Below are 17,976 nucleotides of genomic sequence, written 5' to 3'. Positions count from 1 at the left end.
CGAAGGGACCTTCCAAAAAGTTTCGGACACGGCATGACGCACAGGATCGCATTTTACGATATGGACCGCACGGTGACCTTTTCAGGCACCTATACCGGGTTCCTGATTCACGTGGCGCGCCGCATGGCGCCGTGGCGTCTTGTGCTGTTTCCGGGCGTGATCCTGCTGATGCTGGCCTATGTGCTGAAGCTGATCAGCCGCCAGCGGCTCAAGGAACTCAATCAGGCGCTGATGATCGGCTATAATGTCGAGCGGGCGAAGCTGATGCCGCATGTCGAAAGCTATGCGGCCAGGGTGGTGGCGGACAATGTCCGGGGCGGGGCGCTGGCGCAGATCGCGAAGGACAGGGCGGACGGCTATACGCTGGTCCTCGCGACCGCCTCCTATCGCCTCTATGTCGAGCCGATCGCCCGGCGGCTGGGCTTCGACGCGGTGATCGCGACCGATCATCTCAGTCAGGACCTGCGTTATGTACGCGCCAGGATCGCGGGCGAAAATTGCTATGACACCGGCAAGCTGCGGATGATCAAGGCGTGGATGGCGGCCGAGGCCATCGACCGTTCGATGGCGCATGTCCGCGCCTATTCGGACCATGTGTCGGACGCGCCGATGCTGGAGTTCGCGGATATCCCCTTCGCCTCCAATCCGCACAAGCCGCTGGCGAAGCTGGCGGCGGAACGCGGCTGGACGCGGGTGGACTGGCGCTAGGCCACTGGAGAGACCAACGGTTCGCCCGCAACATGCGCGGCGATGTTGGCGAGCAGCATCTGCGCCATTTTCGCCACGGCCTCCTGCGTCGCGCCGCCTGTGTGGGGCGTCAGCACGACATTGGGCACATCGGCCCAGCGCGCCGCAGGGGTAGGCTCGTTCTCGAACACGTCGAGCGCCGCGCCGCCCAGCCGCCCTTCGCGCAGGGCGGCGATCAGCGAATCCTCATCCACCAGCTGGCCGCGCGCGACATTCACCAGCAGTCCCTGCGGTCCCAGCGCCTCGCAGATCGCGGCCGAAATCATGCCGCGATTGGACTCGGTCGCCTTGGCCGCCACCACCATGACGTCGCTGTCCCGCGCCAGCGCTTCCAGTCCGGCAGCCCGTGGCCAGCGCAGTTCGGGCTTGTCCCGCGGTCCCCACCAGCCGACGCGCATCCGCATCGCTTCGGCGCGGGCGGCCAGAGCCATGCCGATGCTGCCCATGCCGACGATTCCGAGCTTCGCGCCGGCCATCGAGCGGGTGAGCATTTTTGCGCCCGCCGTCCACTCGCCCGATCGCAGCTGGCGATCGCCGGTGACGATCTGCCGCCGATGCGCGAGGATGAGACCGATGGCATGATCCGCCACATCCTCCGCATTGGCATCGCCCGCATGGGAGACGGCGATGCCCCGCGAACGCGCCCAGTCGAGATCCACCCCGTCATAGCCCACGGTGAAGCAGGCGATCAGCCGCAGCGCCGCCATCTGTTCCAGCATGGCCGGATCGAGCCGGAACTCGCCCGCCGTCACCAGTATCTCGGCGTAGGCGAGCCGCGCCCGCCCGCTGTCCTCCCATAGCGGCATGACGTCATATTGGGGCGAGAGCAGCCCCAGCAGCGGCGCCAGATGCGGCTGCGCGACGAGGATCAGCGGGCGGGTCTCGCTCATCCCACCGCCCTGAGCGCCTGCGCAAAGTCGGCGATCAGATCGTCCGCATCCTCGCAGCCGATCGAGATGCGCACCATATTGTCGCTGATTGCCAGCGCCTTCTTCCGCTCCGCGGGTACGGAGAGATGCGTCATGGCCGCAGGATGGCTCGCCAGCGTCTCCGTCCCGCCCAGACTGACCGCCAGCTTGGCGATCTTGAGCGCGTCGAGAAAGGCGAAGGCCTCCTCTTCGCCGCCCTTGAGATAGAGCGAGAAGGTCGATCCCGCCCCGGTGCAATGGCGCCTGTAGATATCCGCCTGCCGTTCCGTCTCAGGAAAGCCGAGATAGACGATTTTTTCCACCTGCGGCTGGTCCTTCAGCCAGGCGCAGACCCTGGCCGCATTCTCGCCCGCCCGGCTCATCCGCAGTTCCAGCGTCTCCAGACTCCGCAGCAGCATCCACGCCGAATGGGGGTCGAGGATGGTGCCGATAGTGTTGCGCATCAGGCGGATCGTGTTGATGAGACCATTGGGTCCCAGCACGCCGCCCGCTACCAGATCGCTATGCCCGCCCGCATATTTGGTGAGGCTGTAGATGACCAGATCGGCGCCATGCTTGAGCGGATGATGCCAGAGCGGCCCGAGGAAGGTGTTGTCGATGGCGATGGGCGGCCGATATTCTTCGCCTGCGAAGGAAAAGTCGCGCCGCGCAACTACCGCCTCCAGATCGACCAGAACATTGGTCGGATTGGCCGGGCTTTCGAGGTAGATCAGCGCGACGCGGCCCAACGTCTTCGCCTTTTCGATGACCGCGCCGATCTCCTCCTCGGTCGCGCCCGCCGGGAAATCCAGCCACTGGACGCCGAAACGCCCCAGGATGCGGCCGATCAGCGCTTCGGTCGCGGCATAGAGCGGCGCGGAATGGACGATCACGTCGCCGGGTTGCACCAGCGCGAGCAGGGTCGTGGCGATGGCCGACATGCCGCTGGAAAAGAGCAGGGCGTCCTCCGCTTCCTCCCAGACCGACAGCCGGTCCTCGGCAATCTCCTGATTGGGACCGTTGAAGCGCGAATAGACGAGACCTTCGGCGCCGCCGGGCCTGATGCCGGTCACGCCCTCGAAATGCCGCTTGCCCGCCGCCGCGCTTTCAAAGGCGAAGGTCGAGGTGAGAAAGATGGGCGGCTTGAGCGAGCCTTCGGACAGGGTCGGGTCATAGCCGTGCCCCATCATCAGGGTGGCGGGCTTCAGCTTGCGGCCATCGATTTCCATGATGGGCTGCTTGGGACGGCGCCGGTTGCGCGTGGGCTCCGCGCCGGTGAGGTCGGCTTCGGTTTCGCCGGTCATTCCTGTTCTCCTGCATGTTCGCGGCATCTGCTGCGCCGCTCCGATCGGAAGAGTGTAACGCCTTTCGAGGGGAGGGGGCCATAGCCAAGAGGTAATTTTATTCCTCAACGCTAAACTTATATTACCATTCCCGTTGCGCTTGTCGAAGCCCCCGTCTTCTTCCTACATCAGCCTCATGAGCCAACGCCTACCCGAGCCGCTGGAGCAATGGTTCACCTTGCGCGGCTGGACGCCCCGCCGCCATCAGCTCGACATGCTGGCTGCCGCCCGATCGGGCGAGCATGCGCTGCTCGTCGCCCCCACCGGCGCGGGCAAGACGCTGGCGGGATTCCTGCCGACCCTCGCCGATCTGATCGAACGTCCGGCCGAGGGTCTTCACACCCTCTATGTCTCGCCGCTCAAGGCGCTGGCGGTCGACGTTCGCCGCAACCTGCTGACGCCGATCGAGGAAATGGGCCTGACGATCCGCGTCGAGACGCGGACGGGCGACACGCCTTCCGACCGTAAGGCCCGCCAGCGCGCCCGTCCGCCGCAGATTCTGCTCACGACGCCGGAATCCCTGTCGCTGCTGCTGAGCTATCCCGACAGCTTCCTGATGTTCGCGGGCCTGCAGACCGTCATCGTCGACGAAGTCCACGCCTTCGCCACCCAGAAGCGCGGCGACCTGCTCAACCTCTCGCTGTCGCGCCTGCAGGCGATCAACCCCGGCCTGCGCCGCGTGGCGCTGTCCGCCACGGTCGCGGATGTCGACGCCTACCGCGCCTGGCTCGCGCCCGACGGGGACATCAACGCCGTCAGGCCGGTCATCGGCGAACAGGGCGCCGATCCCAATGTCGCCATCCTGATCCCCGAAGGCCGCATTCCCTGGTCCGGTCATTCGGGCAAATATGCCGCGAAGCAGGTGATGGCGGAGATCGAGCGCCGCGCCACCACATTGGTCTTCTGCAACACGCGGGGTCTGGCCGAGCTGATCTTTCAGGAACTCTGGTCGGTGAACGACGCCAACCTGCCGATCGCCATCCATCATGGCAGCCTGTCGATCGAGGCCCGGCGCAAGGTGGAGGCGGCGATGGCGGAGGGCAGGCTGCGCGCTCTGGTCGCCACGGCCTCGCTCGATCTGGGCGTCGACTGGGGCAATGTCGACTGCGTGATCCAGATGGGGGCGCCCAAGGGAAGCTCGCGTCTGCTCCAGCGCATCGGCCGCGCCAATCACCGGCTCGACACGCCCAGCGAAGCCATCCTCATTCCGGGCAACCGCTTCGAATATCTCGAAGCCCGCGCCGCCCTCGATGCGGTCGAGGCGGGCGAACGCGACGCCGACGACTTCCGCCCCGGCAGCCTCGACGTCCTTGCCCAGCATGTCATGGGACTCGCCTGCGCCGCGCCCTTCCGCGAGGCGGAGCTGCTGGCCGAAATCCGCTCCTCCATGCCCTATGGCGCGCTCAGCGAAGAGGGGTTCGCCAACGTCCTCCATTTCATCGAGGGCGGCGGCTATGCCCTGCGCGCCTATGACCGCTTCAAGCGGCTGACCCGCGATTCCGGCGGCACATGGCGCGTCTCCCATCCCCGCTTCATCCAGCAGCATCGCCTGAACGCCGGCATCATCGTCGACCAGCCCGCGCTCGCCGTCCGCTTCGCCAATGGCCGCAAACTGGGCACGGTGGAGGAGGGGTTCGCGGCGACGCTCAGCCCCGGCGACTGCTTCTTCTTCTCCGGCACCGCGCTGGAGGTGGTGCGGATGGACACCACCGACCTGATCGTGCGCGCCACCTCCAGAAGCGCGCGCATCCCCAGCTGGGGCGGCACCCGCATGGCCATGTCGACGCGCCTTGCCGACCGGGTGCGCCATTTCCTGGCCGAACCCGATCAATGGTCGCGCTTTCCCGAAGATGTGCGCGAATGGTTGGAGGTCCAGAAATATCGCTCGGCCCTGCCGGAGCCGGGCCAGCTGCTCATCGAAACCTTCCCGCATGAGGGGCGGCATTATCTCGTCTGCTACAGTTTCGAAGGGTGGAATGCGCACCAGTCGCTCGGCATGCTGCTGACCCGCCGCATGGACGCGCAGGGGCTGATGCCGATGGGCTTCGTGTCCAACGACTATGCGCTGGCGGTCTATGGGCTGAAGCCGGTCACGGACCCCGCCAGCCTCTTTTCCGCCGACATTCTCGACCATGAATTTGTCGACTGGGTCGAACAGTCGAGCCTGCTCAAGCGCGCCTTCCGCGACGTGGCGGTGATTTCCGGCCTGATCGAACGCCAGCATCCCGGCAAGCGCAAGACCGGGCGGCAGGTCACTTTCTCGACCGACCTGATCTATGACGTGCTGCGCAAATATCAGCCCGACCATCTGCTGCTGAAAGCCGCCTGGGCCGATGCCCGCGCGCGGATGACCGATGTGGGGCGTCTGGGCGACCTCATCGACCGCGCTTCGGCCACCATGCTGCATATCGATCTGGATCGCGTCAGCCCGCTGGCGGTGCCCGTCTTGATCCTCATCGGCCGCGAACAGGTCGCCCAGCATGAGGTGGAGGACGCACTGCTGATCGAGGCCGAAGCGCTGGTGGCGGAGGCGATGCGGACCGATTGACCGTTTATCGACACGCGCTTTTGCGTCCGCCCGGAAATACGCCTATACTGACCCATCGATGCAGGACTCAAGGACAGCGATGAAATCCAATTTCTTCCGGGGAGCCATTGCCCTCGGCGCGCTCGCGCTCATTCCCGCCACCACCGCCGCGCTCGCCGACGGGGAGGCCAGCAGCTACAAGGCGCTCGACGAGTTCATGGACGTGTTCCAGAAAGTCCGCAGCGACTATGTCGAGAAGGTTGACGACGAAAAGCTGATCAAGGGTGCGATCGACGGCATGCTGGCCAGCCTCGACCCGCATTCGAGCTTCCTCGATGCCCGCGATTTCCAGAATCTGCGCACCCAGACGGAGGGCAGCTATGGCGGTCTGGGTCTCTCGGTCACGCAGGAGGATGGCGCGGTCAAGGTGATCGCCCCCACGCAGGACACGCCGGCCTGGCGCGCCGGGATCAAGGCGGGCGACTATATCACCCATCTCGACGGGCAGTTGATCTATGGCGGCACGCTGGACGAGGCGGTCGACAAGATGCGCGGCGCGCCCGGCACCTCGATCAAGCTCACCATCGTCCGGCCCGGCCGCGACAAGCCGATCGACCTGACCCTGACTCGCGAAATTATTCAGCTCAAGCCCGTCAAATGGGAAGTGAAGAATGATGTCGGGATCATCAACATCGTCAGCTTCTCGGCCAATACCGGCGCCGACGTCCGGCAGGCGATCCGCAGCATCGACAAGTCGCTCGGCCGCAAGCCGACCGGCTATATCCTCGACCTGCGCTCCAATCCGGGCGGCCTGCTGGACGAAGCCGTGTCGGTCAGCGACACCTTCCTGGAGCGCGGCGAAATCGTGTCGCAGCGCGGCCGCAACAAGGGCGATGTCGAGCGTTATTATGCCAAGCCCGGCGACGATGCGAAGGGCCTGCCGATGATCGTGCTGGTCGATGCGGGATCCGCCTCGGCCTCTGAAATCGTTGCGGGCGCGCTTCAGGACCAGCATCGCGCGCTGGTGATGGGCGAGCGCAGCTTCGGCAAGGGCAGCGTGCAGACCATGCTGCCGCTCAGCAATACCACGGCGCTCAAGCTGACGACGGCGCGCTATTACACGCCTTCGGGCCGCTCCGTGCAGGAGGGTGGGATCGAACCCGACGTGAAGGTGCCGCAGCTGTCCGATCCGGATTACAAGAATCGGCCGAAATTCAGGGAGAGCGACCTGCGCCGTCACCTGATCAACGAGATCAAGACGGACAATGCCGCGCTGGAAGAGGACAACAAGGAGGATCCCCGCTTCAGCGCGACGGCGGAGGAGCTGAAGAAGAAGGGGATCGAAGACTTTCAGCTCGATTATGCGCTGAAGACCATTTCCCGTCTGGCGGCCAGGCCGGGCAGCGCGGTCGCCCAGGCCCAGCCTGCGCGCAAGCCTGCGACGCGGTGAACATCTGTCCTTTCGTCAAGCGGGCGCAAGTTCAGCATGACGAAAGGCTTTGCGCGGTTTAAGCGAGCGATATGAAAAGTCTGCCCCTTGCCCGCGCTCTCGCGCTCGCCGTGCCGTTGTTGATGCTGGGGGGCGCCTATGCCTTTCAGTTCATCGGCGGTCTGCACCCCTGCGAAATGTGCTGGTGGCAGCGTTACGCGCATATGGCCGCGATCCCGCTGGCGCTGATCGCCTATGCGGCGCGGGGCCGGGCGTGCGTCAGCGGATTGTTTGTCGGTTTGGCTGGGATCGCCATCGGCGTCAGCGGCGGCATCGGCCTGTTCCATGCCGGCGTCGAATATGGCTGGTGGCAGGGGCTGACCGCTTGCTCCACCAGCCCGGCCGGCGGCAGCACGGCGGACATATTGAACCAGATCATGGCGACGCCCATAACCCGTTGCGACGTGGCGCCGTGGCACCTGTTCGGCATTTCGATGGCGGGCTATAATGGCCTCTTGTCGGGGGGAGCCGCGCTTCTCATCTTGATGCTGCTGCTCGGAAAAGGGAGCAAGGCGTGAGCGCAAAGAACTTTCCCCGGCCTGACTTCCCCCGGCCCGATTTTCCCAGACCCGGCCGGCGCGTGACGGATGGTGAGCGCGCGTCCATGCTGCGCGTCGATCAGGCGGGCGAGTTTGGCGCGACCCGCATCTATGCCGGACAACTCGCCGTGATGGGCGACCGCCATCCCGATTCCCGGATCATCGCGGGCATGGCTGCGCAGGAAGAACGCCACCGCAAGCATTTCGACGCGATGATCGCCCGGCGCGGCGTGCGGCCGACGGCGCTGCAGCCGATCTGGAATGTGGCGGGCTTTGCTCTGGGCGCGGTGACTGCGGCGATCGGGCCGCGCGCCGCCATGGCCTGCACCGCCGCCATCGAAACGGAAATCGACCGGCATTATTCCGAACAGCTTGCCCGATTGGGGCAGGATGATCCGGAACTTGCCACCGCCATCACGGATTTTCAGGCGGAGGAAGTCGAGCATCGCGATACCGCTCTTGCGCACGGCGCAGAGCAGGCGGTGGCCTACCCGCTCTTGTCCGGAGCCATAAGGCTGGGATGCCGTGCCGCCATTGCCCTGTCAAAACGGATCTAGGGTCGAAACGGATATAGGATGGTCTTGGGAGAAGCATGATGAAGAAGATGATCGCAGCCATGCTTTTGCTGGGCACCCTATCCCCGGCGCTGGCGCAGCAGGGGCCTGCCCAACCGGGTGAACAGGCGCCTGCCGCCCAATCCGGTTCGGAGCGCGTCAATCTGGTGATCGTCTATGGCGACGATCCTTGTCCGCAGAGTCAGGGAAGCGACATCGTCGTCTGCGCACGCAAGGGCGAGGAGGAACGCTATCGCATTCCCGAACCGTTGAGGGGCGATCCGAACCAGCCCAGTCATCAGGCCTGGGGCGAGCGGGTCAAGTCGATGGAATATGTCGGCCGCACCGGCACCGAGAGCTGCTCGCCGGTGGGGGGTGGCGGTGCGACGGGCTGCTTCGCGGAATTGGCCCGTCTGGCGAAGGCGGAGCGGCAGGCCGCCGACAACGCAAGCTGGAAGGATCTGGTTGAAGCGGAGCGCGCCCGGCGCCTGTCCACCATCGATGCCGACAGCAAGGCGATCGAGGCCCGCGCCGTGGCCGAGGAAAAGGCGCAGGCGGCGCAGCCGCAGAATCAGGCGCCTGCCTCCAGCCCTGCGCCGGAAAGCGCGCCCAAACCCTGACGGCTATCGCCGCGTGGCGGCGTCAGCAAAATGGCTGCCGGAACCGGGCAATCCGGGCGGCGGGAAGAGGGACCAACGAGGAATTTGATTCGATGCGCATCCCCCCGTCCCGCCTTGCCATGGCAGTTCTGCTGCTCTCGCCCGCCCTCCCGCTGTCGCCCGCCAGGGCAGAGCCGCCGCAACGCATCACCAATCTGGTCGTATATGGCAATGATCCTTGCCCCAAAGGCGAGGGGGACGAAATCGTGGTTTGTGCGCACCGGCCGGAATCCGAACGCTATCGCATCCCCAAAAAGCTGCGCGAAAAGCCCGAGCCGATGGGTGGACCCGGTTGGGGGAGCCAGGTCGCGACCATGGAACAGGTCCAGCGGCAGACCCTGCCGGGCAGCTGTTCGGCGATCGGCAGCAACGGCTTTACCGGCTGCGCGGCCAAGGCGCTGGAACAATGGTTCGCCGAACGGCGGATGCAGGAGTCTAAGGGCGAACCCTGAGCGTAAGCCGACGGTCTCAGCGCTCGTTCTGATCATCCCGAACGCCGCCGCATCCGGTCAAGGTTCCCTCGCCGAAGGCGACGGCAACGCGATCCGACCAGACCGAATCGCTCATCCCGTCGCTGCATGGGCCTTCGGTCACGGTCATGGAAAAGCCCTCTCCAAGATAGCGGATCGCACGCTTGTCGTCATGGCGTGAAACGGCGTAGCGAACGGGCGCCCTGTCCGGCCGTTCCAGCGTGAGCGCGGATCCTTTTACCGTGACCGCCCAGAAGGGTTCAGTTCCGATTGCCCGATAGCGGTCTCCGGCAGCGGAATCGGGGGCCGGTCGATAAGGAGGCGGGGGAGGGATGGTCTGTTCGGTCCCTGTTTCACGTGAAACCGTTTCCGAAACATTTTCAGTCCCTTGGCCTGTGTTTTCAGGCTGGGCGATCGGCGCAGGGGCGTCAGGCTGGGCGATGTTGGCGGCCGGGACCTCCGTATCGCTGCCGCATCCCGTGACCGTAAGCGCCAGGACAAGGGGGAAGAACGGTCTCACGGGGCGATCGGATCACGCCGGAAGCAGGTCTGCGCATGGTCGTCGACCATGCCCACCGCCTGCATCCAGGCATAGACGATGGTGGGTCCCACAAATTTGAAGCCGCGCCGCTTGAGATCGCGGGAAATCGTTTCCGACAGATCAGTCTTCGCCGGGACCGTCACCCCGTCGTTGCGAATCGGCTTGCCGTTCACAAAGCCCCAGGCATAGGCGGAAAAATCCTCCCCCCGATCCCGCATGGCGCAGAAGATTTGAGCGCCCCGGATCGTCGCCTCGATCTTTGCCCGCGCCCGGACGATGCCGGGATCGGCCATCAGCCGCCCGACATCCGCCTCGCCGAAGGCGGCCACCCTGTCCGGATCGAACCCGGCGAAGGCGGCGCGAAACCCCTCTCGCTTGCGCAAGATGGTGATCCAGCTGAGGCCCGCCTGAAAGCCCTCCAGCATCAGCGTTTCCCAGAGCATGCGCGAATCGCGCTCCGGCACGCCCCATTCTTCGTCATGATAGGCGCAGTAAAGCGGGTCGGTCCCGGCCCAGCCGCAACGGACCCGCTCCATGGCTTCAGACGTCCAGATTGGCGACGTTCAGCGCGTTGTCCTGAATGAACTCGCGCCGCGGTTCGACCACATCGCCCATGAGACGGGTGAAGATTTCGTCGGCCACGTCGGCCTGCTCGACCTCGACCCGCAGCATCGAACGATTGTCGGGGTCCAGCGTGGTTTCCCAAAGCTGTTCCGCGTTCATCTCGCCCAGACCTTTATAGCGCTGGATCGCCAGCCCCTTGCGACCGGAGGCAAGGATCGCCTCCAGCAATTCGCTGGGCCGCGTGACATTGACCGCGCCTTTCGAAGCGATGGGCATATCGTCGTCCCCGGCTTCCTCGGCGGCGGCGGCCGCCTTGGCCGTCACCAGACGGCTGGTGGTGCGATAGCTGTCCGCCTCTTCGGCGGCGATGGCGTGCAGCTTGCGCGCTTCGGCCGAGCCGATGAAGCCATGTTCGATCATGTGATGATCGGTCACGCCGCGCCATAGCCGCTCGAAATGAAAGCCGCCTTCCTCCGCGATGCGTCCGCTCCATTTGCCTTCGGAGTCCTGCGCATCCATCCACTGGACCGTGGCGGCCAGCCGCCCGGCCTGCGCGTCATGGCTCAGTTCCGGATCGAGCGCGCCGTTGATCGCCAGCGCCTCGATGATCGCGGGATTGTAGCGGCGCGGCACATAGCGCATCACCGCGCGCATCCGCCGGCCATGTTCGATCAGGTGGCGCAGATCCTCGCCCGATCGCATGCCGCCGGTCGTTTCCAGCGCCATCGATTCGACGCCATTGTCGACCAGATATTGTTCCAGCGCCGCCTCGTTCTTGAGATAGACCTCCGACCGGCCCCGCGTCGCCTTGTAGAGCGGCGGCTGGGCGATATAGAGATGCCCCGCCTCGATGATCTGCGGCATCTGGCGGTAGAAGAAGGTCAGGAGCAGCGTGCGGATATGCGCGCCGTCGACGTCGGCGTCGGTCATGATGACGATCTTGTGGTAGCGCAGCTTTTCCAGATTGAAATCGTCGCGGATGCCGGTGCCCATCGCCTGAATGAGCGTGCCGACTTCCTTGGACGACAGCATCCGGTCGAACCGGGCGCGCTCGACGTTCAGGATCTTGCCCTTCAGCGGCAGGATCGCCTGATTGTGCCGGTTGCGCCCCTGCTTGGCCGATCCGCCGGCCGAGTCACCTTCGACCAGAAACAGTTCGGACTTGGCGGGATCGCGCTCCTGACAGTCGGCGAGCTTACCGGGCAGCGAGGCGATGTCCATCACGCCCTTGCGCCGGGTGAGTTCACGCGCCTTCTTCGCGGCCTCGCGGGCGGCGGCGGCGTCGATCACCTTCTGGATGATCATCTTGCCGTGCTGGGGATTTTCCTCCAGCCATTCCGCCATCTTGTCGGCCATCAGGCTTTCGAGCGGCTGGCGGACTTCGGACGAAACCAGCTTGTCCTTGGTCTGCGACGAGAATTTGGGATCGGGCAGTTTCACCGACACGATGGCGGTCAGGCCTTCGCGCATGTCCTCGCCGGTCAGCGACACCTTTTCCTTCTTCAGCATGCCCGACTTGTCGGCATAATTGTTGAGCGTCCGCGTCAGCGCCGCGCGGAAGGCAGCGAGGTGGGTGCCGCCGTCGCGTTGCGGAATATTGTTCGTGAAACAGAGGACGTTTTCGTAATAGCTGTCGTTCCACTCCAGCGCGACGTCGATGGTGACATCGTCGCGGCTGCCCGAAATCGCGATGGGATCGGGCATCAGCGGCTGCTTGTTGCGGTCCAGCCACTTCACGAAGGCTGCGATGCCGCCTTCGTAGAACAGCTCGACCTCTTTCTTCTCCTCATGTCGCGCATCGGCCAGAAACAGCCGCACGCCCGAGTTCAGGAAGGCCAGCTCGCGATAGCGATGCTCCAGCTTCTCGAAATCGAAATCGGTGTGATTCTTGAAGGTGCCGCCATCGCCGGGAACCTTCTCGGTCGAAGGGAGGAAGGTGACGCGCGTGCCCTTCTTGAAGCTCCCGTCTTCCTTGACAGGCGCATCGCCGATGACCTTCAGCGGCGCGACGGCATCGCCATAGGCAAAGCGCATATAATGCTCCTTGCCGTCCCGCCAGATATTGAGGTCCAGATATTCGCTGAGCGCGTTCACCACGGAAACGCCCACGCCGTGCAGGCCGCCCGACACCTTATAGGCATTGTCGTCGCTGGTGTTCTCGAACTTGCCCCCGGCATGGAGCTGGGTCATGATGACCTCGGCCGCAGACACGCCTTCTTCCCTGTGGATGTCCGTCGGGATGCCGCGGCCATTATCCTCGACGCTGACGGACCCATCGGGGTTGAGCGTGATCAGGATGCGGTCGCAATGCCCGGCCAGCGCTTCGTCGATCGCATTGTCGCTGACCTCGAACACCATATGGTGCAGGCCAGAGCCATCATCGGTGTCGCCGATATACATGCCGGGCCGCTTGCGAACGGCATCCAGCCCTTTCAGGACCTTGATGCTGTCGGCGCCATAGGCGTTGCTGTTGGGGCTGTTCTGGATTTCCTCGCTCATGCCCGAGCATATAGGGAAAAGGCCCGCGAAACTAAAGCGAAACATGCCGTCTTCCGCGCGGCCCAAGCACGGTCTATCAGGCTCTATGCGCGCCGTTCCCGTCTCCATCGCACTGGCAGTCCTGATGCTCGCCGCCTGCTCGAAAAGCAGCGACGTGCTGGAGGAATTGCCGAACAGTTCGCTCGCTGGCGCGGCGCGCGAAGATGTGCCCGAAACCCGGCTGGAATCGAGCCTCGCCCGCCCGGTGACGATCGGGGAGGACGGCCCTCGCCTCGACGCCTGCGGCGCGATGGGGCAGGCGGTGCGGGTGGGAGCCAAGGGGTTGCCGGTGCGGGCCGCGCCCTTTGCCGATGCGAAGGAAATCGCGCGCATGAGCGAAGGCGGCCGCGCCTGGGTGTGCACGCGCAGCCTTGACCAGAAATGGCTGGGCGTGGTTCTTGCCGCCGAACCCTCTTCCGATAACGCCTCCGAACCAGCCGATTGCGGCGTGTCGGAGCCGGTGGACCGCAAGCAGTCCTATGACGGCCCGTGCCTCAGTGGCTGGGTGTCGAGCGCGGGGATCAGGCTGATTGCCGGTTAGGGGGTTTCAAACCACGCCCCACAAATCCGTCACCCCCGCGAAGGCTGGGGTCTCTGGCCAGATTGCGCGCCCCTCCCGAGATTCCAGCCTTCGCCGGAATGACGGGAACTGGCCCAATCCAGCCTTGGCGGACCGCTAGATTCCGCCGAGATAATCCAGCTTGCCGATCGGTACGCCCGCCTGCCGCAGCAGGGCATAGGCGGTGGTCACATGAAAATAGAAATTGGGCAGCGCAAAGCCCAGCGCATGGCTGCGGCCGGTAAAGGAGAAATCGCCGCGCGGGGTCTTGAGCACGACCTGCGCATCCTCCCGCCCGTCAATGCGTTCGCGGGGCACGGATTCGAGGAAAGCGATGGTTTTCGCGATCCGCTCCTGCAACTGCGCAAAGCTCTGTTCGGTATCGGGCATGGGTAGCGGGTCAAGTTCGCCGATGCGGATGATCGCGCCCTTGGCGCTGTCGCTGGCGAACTGGACCTGGGCGGTGAGGGGCGCCATATCATCGATCAGCCTTGCGCTGGTCAGGGTCAGCGGATCGATGCCCTTTTCCTCGGCATGGGCGGCGGCCTTGTCCAGAATCGCGGACAGGTTGCGCAGACCCCGGATGAAGGCGGGAACGGTCAGATCATACAGGTCGGTGGCCACCAGGCTCTCCTCATATCGTGCCGATAGGATGCCATAGATATGGTGGCCGCCGCCGCTGTCGATACCGGGGCGAAATAAAAGGACCGGCCGGCGGGTCTTCGTGCCGGCCGGTCAGGGGGCAAGCGGTTCAGGCGAGCGCGGACGCTTCTCGCGGGGCGATGGTGAAGAAGGGCAGCGCATGGTGGACGATCCAGCCGATCGTCGCCGCATAGAGCAGGGTCCCAAGACCAACCGTGCCGCCCAGCAGCCAGCCAAGGGCCAGCACGGCGATCTCGATCCCGGTCCGCACCCATTTGACCGGCAGGCCGCTGCGGCGGCAAAATCCCGTCATCAGCCCGTCGCGCGGCCCCGGCCCCAGCCCCGCGCCGATATAGGCGCCCCCGGCAACGCCGTTGAGAATGATCCCGGCCACCAGCCAGCCGCAACGCATTGCGTAGCCCTCCGGGGTCGGCAGGATCAGGAGGCTCAGGTCCACCGCCGTCCCGATCACCATTATGTTGCAGACGGTGCCGATGCCGGGCCTTTGCCGCAGCGGCCACCAGAGCAGCAGCACCAACGCGCCGATCAGATTGACCGTCATGCCGAAGCTGAGGCCCAGACGCGGCGCCAGTCCCTGATGCAGCACGTCCCAGGGGTCCAGTCCCAGATTGGCGCGCAGCATGAGCGCCATGGCGAAACCATAGAGGCCAAGGCCCCAGAAGAGCTGAAACAGGCGGCGGTGCATCATCATGGTGCGGGTAATCCCCCGAAATGGCCTTTTACAAAACAGCCATTACCGGGTAAGTGGCCTTGATATCTGCAAAATTGGAACTGACGGCCATGTCCACTTCTCTCCTCCGGCCCCCCTCTCTGCTTCGCCTGCTCGGCGCCTGGCGCGCCGAGGACAGCGCCGAGCCTGCCTATCGCCAATTGGCGCAGGCGCTGCGGATGCTGGTGCTGGACGGGCGGATCGGCCTGAATGTCCGGCTGCCGGGGGAGCGGGAACTGGCGGCCGCGCTGGGCCTCAGCCGGACGACCATCGCGGCGGCCTTCGACCGACTGCGCGACGAAGGCTATCTCGAAAGCCGGCAGGGATCGGGCAGCGTCACCCGCCTGCCGCCCGGCCGGATCGAGCAGGACATGCCGGAGATCGATACGGCCAGTCATGGCAATATCCTGAACTGGACTCATGCCGCCTTGCCCGCGGCGCCCGGCGTGGGTCGCGCCTATCAGGCGGCGGTGGAGGCCTTGCCCGCCTATCTCGGGGAGCTGGGCTATGATCCGCTGGGCCTCGCGCCGCTGCGCCGGTCGATCGCGGCCTATTATGAGCGGCGCGGTTGCCCGACCAGCCCGGACCAGATCATCGTCACCAATGGCGCGCAACAGGGGCTTTCGCTGCTGTTGCAATGGCTGGCGGGGCCGGGCGACCGGGCGGTGATCGATCATCCCACCTATCACAATGCGATTCAGGCGTTGCAGCGTGCCCATATCGTCCCGGTGCCGGTCGGCCTGCCCGCTCAGGGCTGGGATATCGACGCGATGGAGGCGGCCTTCCGCCAGACAAGCCCGCGCTTTGCCTATATCATTGCCGATTTCCACAACCCCACCGGGCGCAGCATGGACCCGGCGACCCGCCGCGCGCTGGTGGCGGCCGCGACGCGCAGCCATACGCCGCTGATCATCGACGAGACGATGGCGCAGATGGGGTTGGATAATATGCCGCCGCCGCCGGTCGCGGTGCATGATCCGTCGGGGCGGCAGGTGATCAGCCTCGGTTCTGCAAGCAAGATTTTCTGGGGCGGCTTGCGCGTGGGCTGGATCCGCGCCGATGCGCAGACGATCGCGGCTTTGGGGCGGCTGCGTACGACGATGGACATGGCCAGTCCGGTGATCGAGCAGCTTGCCGTGGCGCAACTCATCGACAGCGACGAAGGGCTGGGGGCGCGGGCCGAAATGCTGCGCGGTCGGCGGGATCATCTGCTGGGGCTGATCGAGCGGCATCTGCCGCACTGGCGGGTCGAATCGCCTGCGGGGGGGCTGTCGCTCTGGGCGGAACTGCCGCGGGCGGAGGCGACCGCGCTGGCGGCGCTGGCGGAAAGTCATGGTGTGCGCGTCGCTCCGGGGCCGCGCTTCGGCGTGAGCGGGGCGTTTGAGCGGTTCCTGCGTCTGCCCTTCACCCTGTCGGAGGAGCAATTGACGGCGGGCGTCGAGCGGCTGGCGGAGGCTGATGCGCGGCTCCATGCCCGAATCCCCCGTGGGCGCGATTCGCTGGCTGCTGCGCTGGAGGCGGATCGGTTGATTTAATGCCGATTGGCCGGGCCAATATCGGTCATTTTGGACCTGAGGCGGAGCAAACGGGTGAAAGAAAGTGGATTACCGCTTTCACCCAAGCGGGGCGTCACCGGAATATAAAAAGGGCCGCGGAGGTGTTCTCCGCGGCCTTCGTAGTCTAGAAATCAGGCGGCCGGCTTCCCGGCCTTGTAGCGGTCGATCGCTTCCAGCGTGATGCGGCGGGCATCTTCGGCGCCGCCCCAGGTGCCGATCCGCACCCACTTCTGCTTTTCCAGATCCTTATAGTGGGTGAAGAAATGCTCGATCTGCTCCATCACGATGCCGGGCAGATCGTCCTTCTCATCCACATTGTGGTAATAGGGGAAAGTCTTGTTGTCGGGCACGCAGACCAGCTTTTCGTCGCCGCCGGCTTCATCTTCCAGATTCAGCACGGCGATGGGTCGGGCGCGCACGACCGAACCGGGCACGAAGGGCGAACGGGCGATGACCAGCGCGTCCAGCGGATCGCCGTCGGGCGACAGCGTATGCGGCACGAAGCCGTAATTGGCCGGATAGCGCATCGGCGTATGCAGGATGCGGTCCACGAACAGCGCGCCCGAAGCCTTGTCGAACTCATATTTCACCGGCTCGCCGCCAACGGGAACCTCGATGATGACATTCAGGCTGTTGGGCGGATCGTCGCCGACGGGAATCAGTTCGATATTCATGGACTTGAAAGCCTTTACCTACGCGTTGGCATTTGAAACGATTATGTTTTCGGTTTCAGCAGCCGATCGAGGCTGCCTTCACCCTCTCCTGTCTTTTCGAGGCGCGGATAGCGCAGCCCGCCCGAATAAGCGAGGGTCAAAGTGCGATAGTATTTATCCTGCTTCAGGATGATCTGGAGCGGCTTTCCGCTCTTTATCGCGGCCTTGAACACATCGCCCGAATATTCGTCGCCGTTGATCGCGACGATCTTCGCACCCGTGGCAAGGCCAGCCTTGAAGGCCGGACTGTCCCAGACGACGTTGCTGATCTCGCCGTCATTCTTGACGATCATGCCGATGCCGAAGCTCTGGTCGGTGAACTTGCCCGACCCCTCGGCCGCCTTGGTGATGGCGCCGGGCGTATCGCCATAGACCAGTTTGTAGCCGCCCAGCGTGAAGCCGCCCTTGGGCGTTTCCTTGGTCGTGCTGTCGACATATTTCTGGAAGAAGCCCGCCCAGTCATAGGGCGCAACCGCGTTCAGCGTCTTGACGACGTCGCCGCGATTATAGACGACCTGGCCCCAATCACCGGGATTGATGCCGAAAAACGCCTGGGCGAAATCGTCGAGACCCTTGGCGCCCTTGGTCTGCTGGCGGATGATCGCGTCCGCCTCCAGCCAGATCATCAGCCCTTCATTATAATAATCCTCCGACCGCTGCCAGCTCGACCAGCCCTTGGGGCGGCGGGCGGAGATGATCGGGTCGTGGGTGGTGTCCTCCATCGGCCGCCATTCGCGGCCGCGCGCGGTGTCCAGCTTGGCCGCGATATGGGCGTAGGCGTCCAGCGTCTCCTGCTTGGTGAACAGGCCCGATCGGGCGCCCAGCACATAGCCCCAGAATTGCGTCTGCCCTTCATAGACCCACAGCAGATTATCCTGCATCGGCACATTGAAATCT

Annotated in this window: 17 protein-coding genes and 1 pseudogene; 9 read left to right on the top strand and 9 right to left on the bottom strand. The window is 64.8% G+C overall.

All coding sequences use genetic code 11. The features are described 5' to 3' along the window. The first annotated feature begins 33 nt into the window (after nt 1-33). A complete protein-coding gene (locus tag ACFC3J_RS01885) occupies nt 34-708 on the top strand; it encodes an HAD family hydrolase (RefSeq protein ID WP_375194517.1) in 675 nt (224 codons plus the stop codon). Here ACFC3J_RS01885 and ACFC3J_RS01880 read toward each other — a convergent pair. Continuing rightward, nucleotides 705-1,637, bottom strand: coding sequence for a 2-hydroxyacid dehydrogenase (locus ACFC3J_RS01880; RefSeq protein ID WP_375194516.1), 933 nt, complete (start codon nt 1,635-1,637; stop codon nt 705-707). The two genes, ACFC3J_RS01885 and ACFC3J_RS01880, sit on opposite strands and share 4 nt — an antisense overlap. Further along, the gene (locus ACFC3J_RS01875; RefSeq protein WP_375194515.1) at nt 1,634-2,959 is read right to left on the bottom strand and encodes a cystathionine gamma-synthase family protein; all 1,326 of its coding nucleotides are present in this window, start codon (nt 2,957-2,959) and stop codon (nt 1,634-1,636) included. Before ACFC3J_RS01875 ends, ACFC3J_RS01880 begins: the two co-directional genes overlap by 4 nt. 175 nt (nt 2,960-3,134) lie before the next feature. Between ACFC3J_RS01875 and ACFC3J_RS01870 the strand changes: the two genes are divergently transcribed. The 6 genes from ACFC3J_RS01870 (at nt 3,135) to ACFC3J_RS01845 (ending at nt 9,218) form a co-directional block, all read left to right on the top strand. Continuing rightward, the gene (locus ACFC3J_RS01870) at nt 3,135-5,546 is read left to right on the top strand and encodes a ligase-associated DNA damage response DEXH box helicase (protein ID WP_375194514.1); all 2,412 of its coding nucleotides are present in this window, start codon (nt 3,135-3,137) and stop codon (nt 5,544-5,546) included. Between the two features lie 79 nt (nt 5,547-5,625). Further along, nucleotides 5,626-6,975, top strand: coding sequence for a S41 family peptidase (locus ACFC3J_RS01865; protein WP_375194513.1), 1,350 nt, complete (start codon nt 5,626-5,628; stop codon nt 6,973-6,975). A gap of 71 nt (nt 6,976-7,046) precedes the next feature. Further along, nucleotides 7,047-7,532, top strand: a complete 486-nt coding sequence (locus ACFC3J_RS01860) for a disulfide bond formation protein B (protein ID WP_375194512.1) — start codon at nt 7,047-7,049, stop codon at nt 7,530-7,532. An 86-nt stretch (nt 7,533-7,618) separates the two neighbouring features. Further along, a complete protein-coding gene (locus tag ACFC3J_RS01855; protein WP_375194594.1) occupies nt 7,619-8,110 on the top strand; it encodes a demethoxyubiquinone hydroxylase family protein in 492 nt (163 codons plus the stop codon). A gap of 35 nt (nt 8,111-8,145) precedes the next feature. Continuing rightward, entirely contained in the window at nt 8,146-8,727 is a 582-nt protein-coding gene (locus tag ACFC3J_RS01850) for a hypothetical protein (RefSeq protein ID WP_375194511.1), read from the top strand. 92 nt (nt 8,728-8,819) lie between these two features. Further along, complete coding sequence (locus ACFC3J_RS01845) at nt 8,820-9,218, top strand: hypothetical protein (RefSeq protein ID WP_375194510.1); 399 nt, start codon at nt 8,820-8,822, stop codon at nt 9,216-9,218. A 16-nt stretch (nt 9,219-9,234) separates the two neighbouring features. On the opposite strand, the gene ACFC3J_RS01840 is transcribed toward ACFC3J_RS01845, so the two are convergent. Genes ACFC3J_RS01840 through gyrB form a run of 3 tightly spaced genes read right to left on the bottom strand, consistent with a single transcriptional unit; the run spans nt 9,235 to nt 12,840 of the window. Then, nucleotides 9,235-9,732, bottom strand: coding sequence for a membrane-like protein (locus ACFC3J_RS01840; protein WP_375194593.1), 498 nt, complete (start codon nt 9,730-9,732; stop codon nt 9,235-9,237). Nucleotides 9,733-9,752: 20 nt separating this feature from the next. After that, nucleotides 9,753-10,313, bottom strand: coding sequence for a DNA-3-methyladenine glycosylase I (locus ACFC3J_RS01835; protein ID WP_375194509.1), 561 nt, complete (start codon nt 10,311-10,313; stop codon nt 9,753-9,755). 4 nt (nt 10,314-10,317) lie between these two features. Continuing rightward, nucleotides 10,318-12,840, bottom strand: coding sequence for a DNA topoisomerase (ATP-hydrolyzing) subunit B (gyrB, locus tag ACFC3J_RS01830; RefSeq protein ID WP_375194508.1), 2,523 nt, complete (start codon nt 12,838-12,840; stop codon nt 10,318-10,320). 85 nt (nt 12,841-12,925) lie between these two features. Between gyrB and ACFC3J_RS01825 the strand changes: the two genes are divergently transcribed. Next, entirely contained in the window at nt 12,926-13,420 is a 495-nt protein-coding gene (locus ACFC3J_RS01825; RefSeq protein ID WP_375194507.1) for a hypothetical protein, read from the top strand. A gap of 135 nt (nt 13,421-13,555) precedes the next feature. Here the strand turns inward: ACFC3J_RS01825 and ACFC3J_RS01820 are convergent, their stop codons facing one another. Both ACFC3J_RS01820 and ACFC3J_RS01815 read right to left on the bottom strand, forming a co-directional pair. Then, entirely contained in the window at nt 13,556-14,062 is a 507-nt protein-coding gene (locus ACFC3J_RS01820) for a DUF1993 family protein (RefSeq protein ID WP_375194506.1), read from the bottom strand. Between the two features lie 127 nt (nt 14,063-14,189). Next, nucleotides 14,190-14,792, bottom strand: a complete 603-nt coding sequence (locus ACFC3J_RS01815; RefSeq protein WP_375194505.1) for a YitT family protein — start codon at nt 14,790-14,792, stop codon at nt 14,190-14,192. 89 nt (nt 14,793-14,881) lie between these two features. On the opposite strand from ACFC3J_RS01815, the gene ACFC3J_RS01810 reads away from it, so the two are divergent. After that, a complete protein-coding gene (locus tag ACFC3J_RS01810) occupies nt 14,882-16,345 on the top strand; it encodes a PLP-dependent aminotransferase family protein (RefSeq protein ID WP_375194504.1) in 1,464 nt (487 codons plus the stop codon). A 152-nt stretch (nt 16,346-16,497) separates the two neighbouring features. Here ACFC3J_RS01810 and ppa read toward each other — a convergent pair whose 3' ends face one another. Then, the gene (gene ppa / locus ACFC3J_RS01805; protein ID WP_375194503.1) at nt 16,498-17,040 is read right to left on the bottom strand and encodes an inorganic diphosphatase; all 543 of its coding nucleotides are present in this window, start codon (nt 17,038-17,040) and stop codon (nt 16,498-16,500) included. Between the two features lie 41 nt (nt 17,041-17,081). Further along, nucleotides 17,082-17,976: pseudogene (locus ACFC3J_RS01800) on the bottom strand (peptidase M61); the annotation flags it as partial.

It is taken from the genome of Sphingobium sp., assembly GCF_041987595.1.
Taxonomy (GTDB): Bacteria; Pseudomonadota; Alphaproteobacteria; order Sphingomonadales; family Sphingomonadaceae; genus Sphingobium.
The sequence above is the reverse complement of the archived record's forward strand: the minus strand, read 5'-3'. Positions and strand labels throughout refer to the sequence as shown.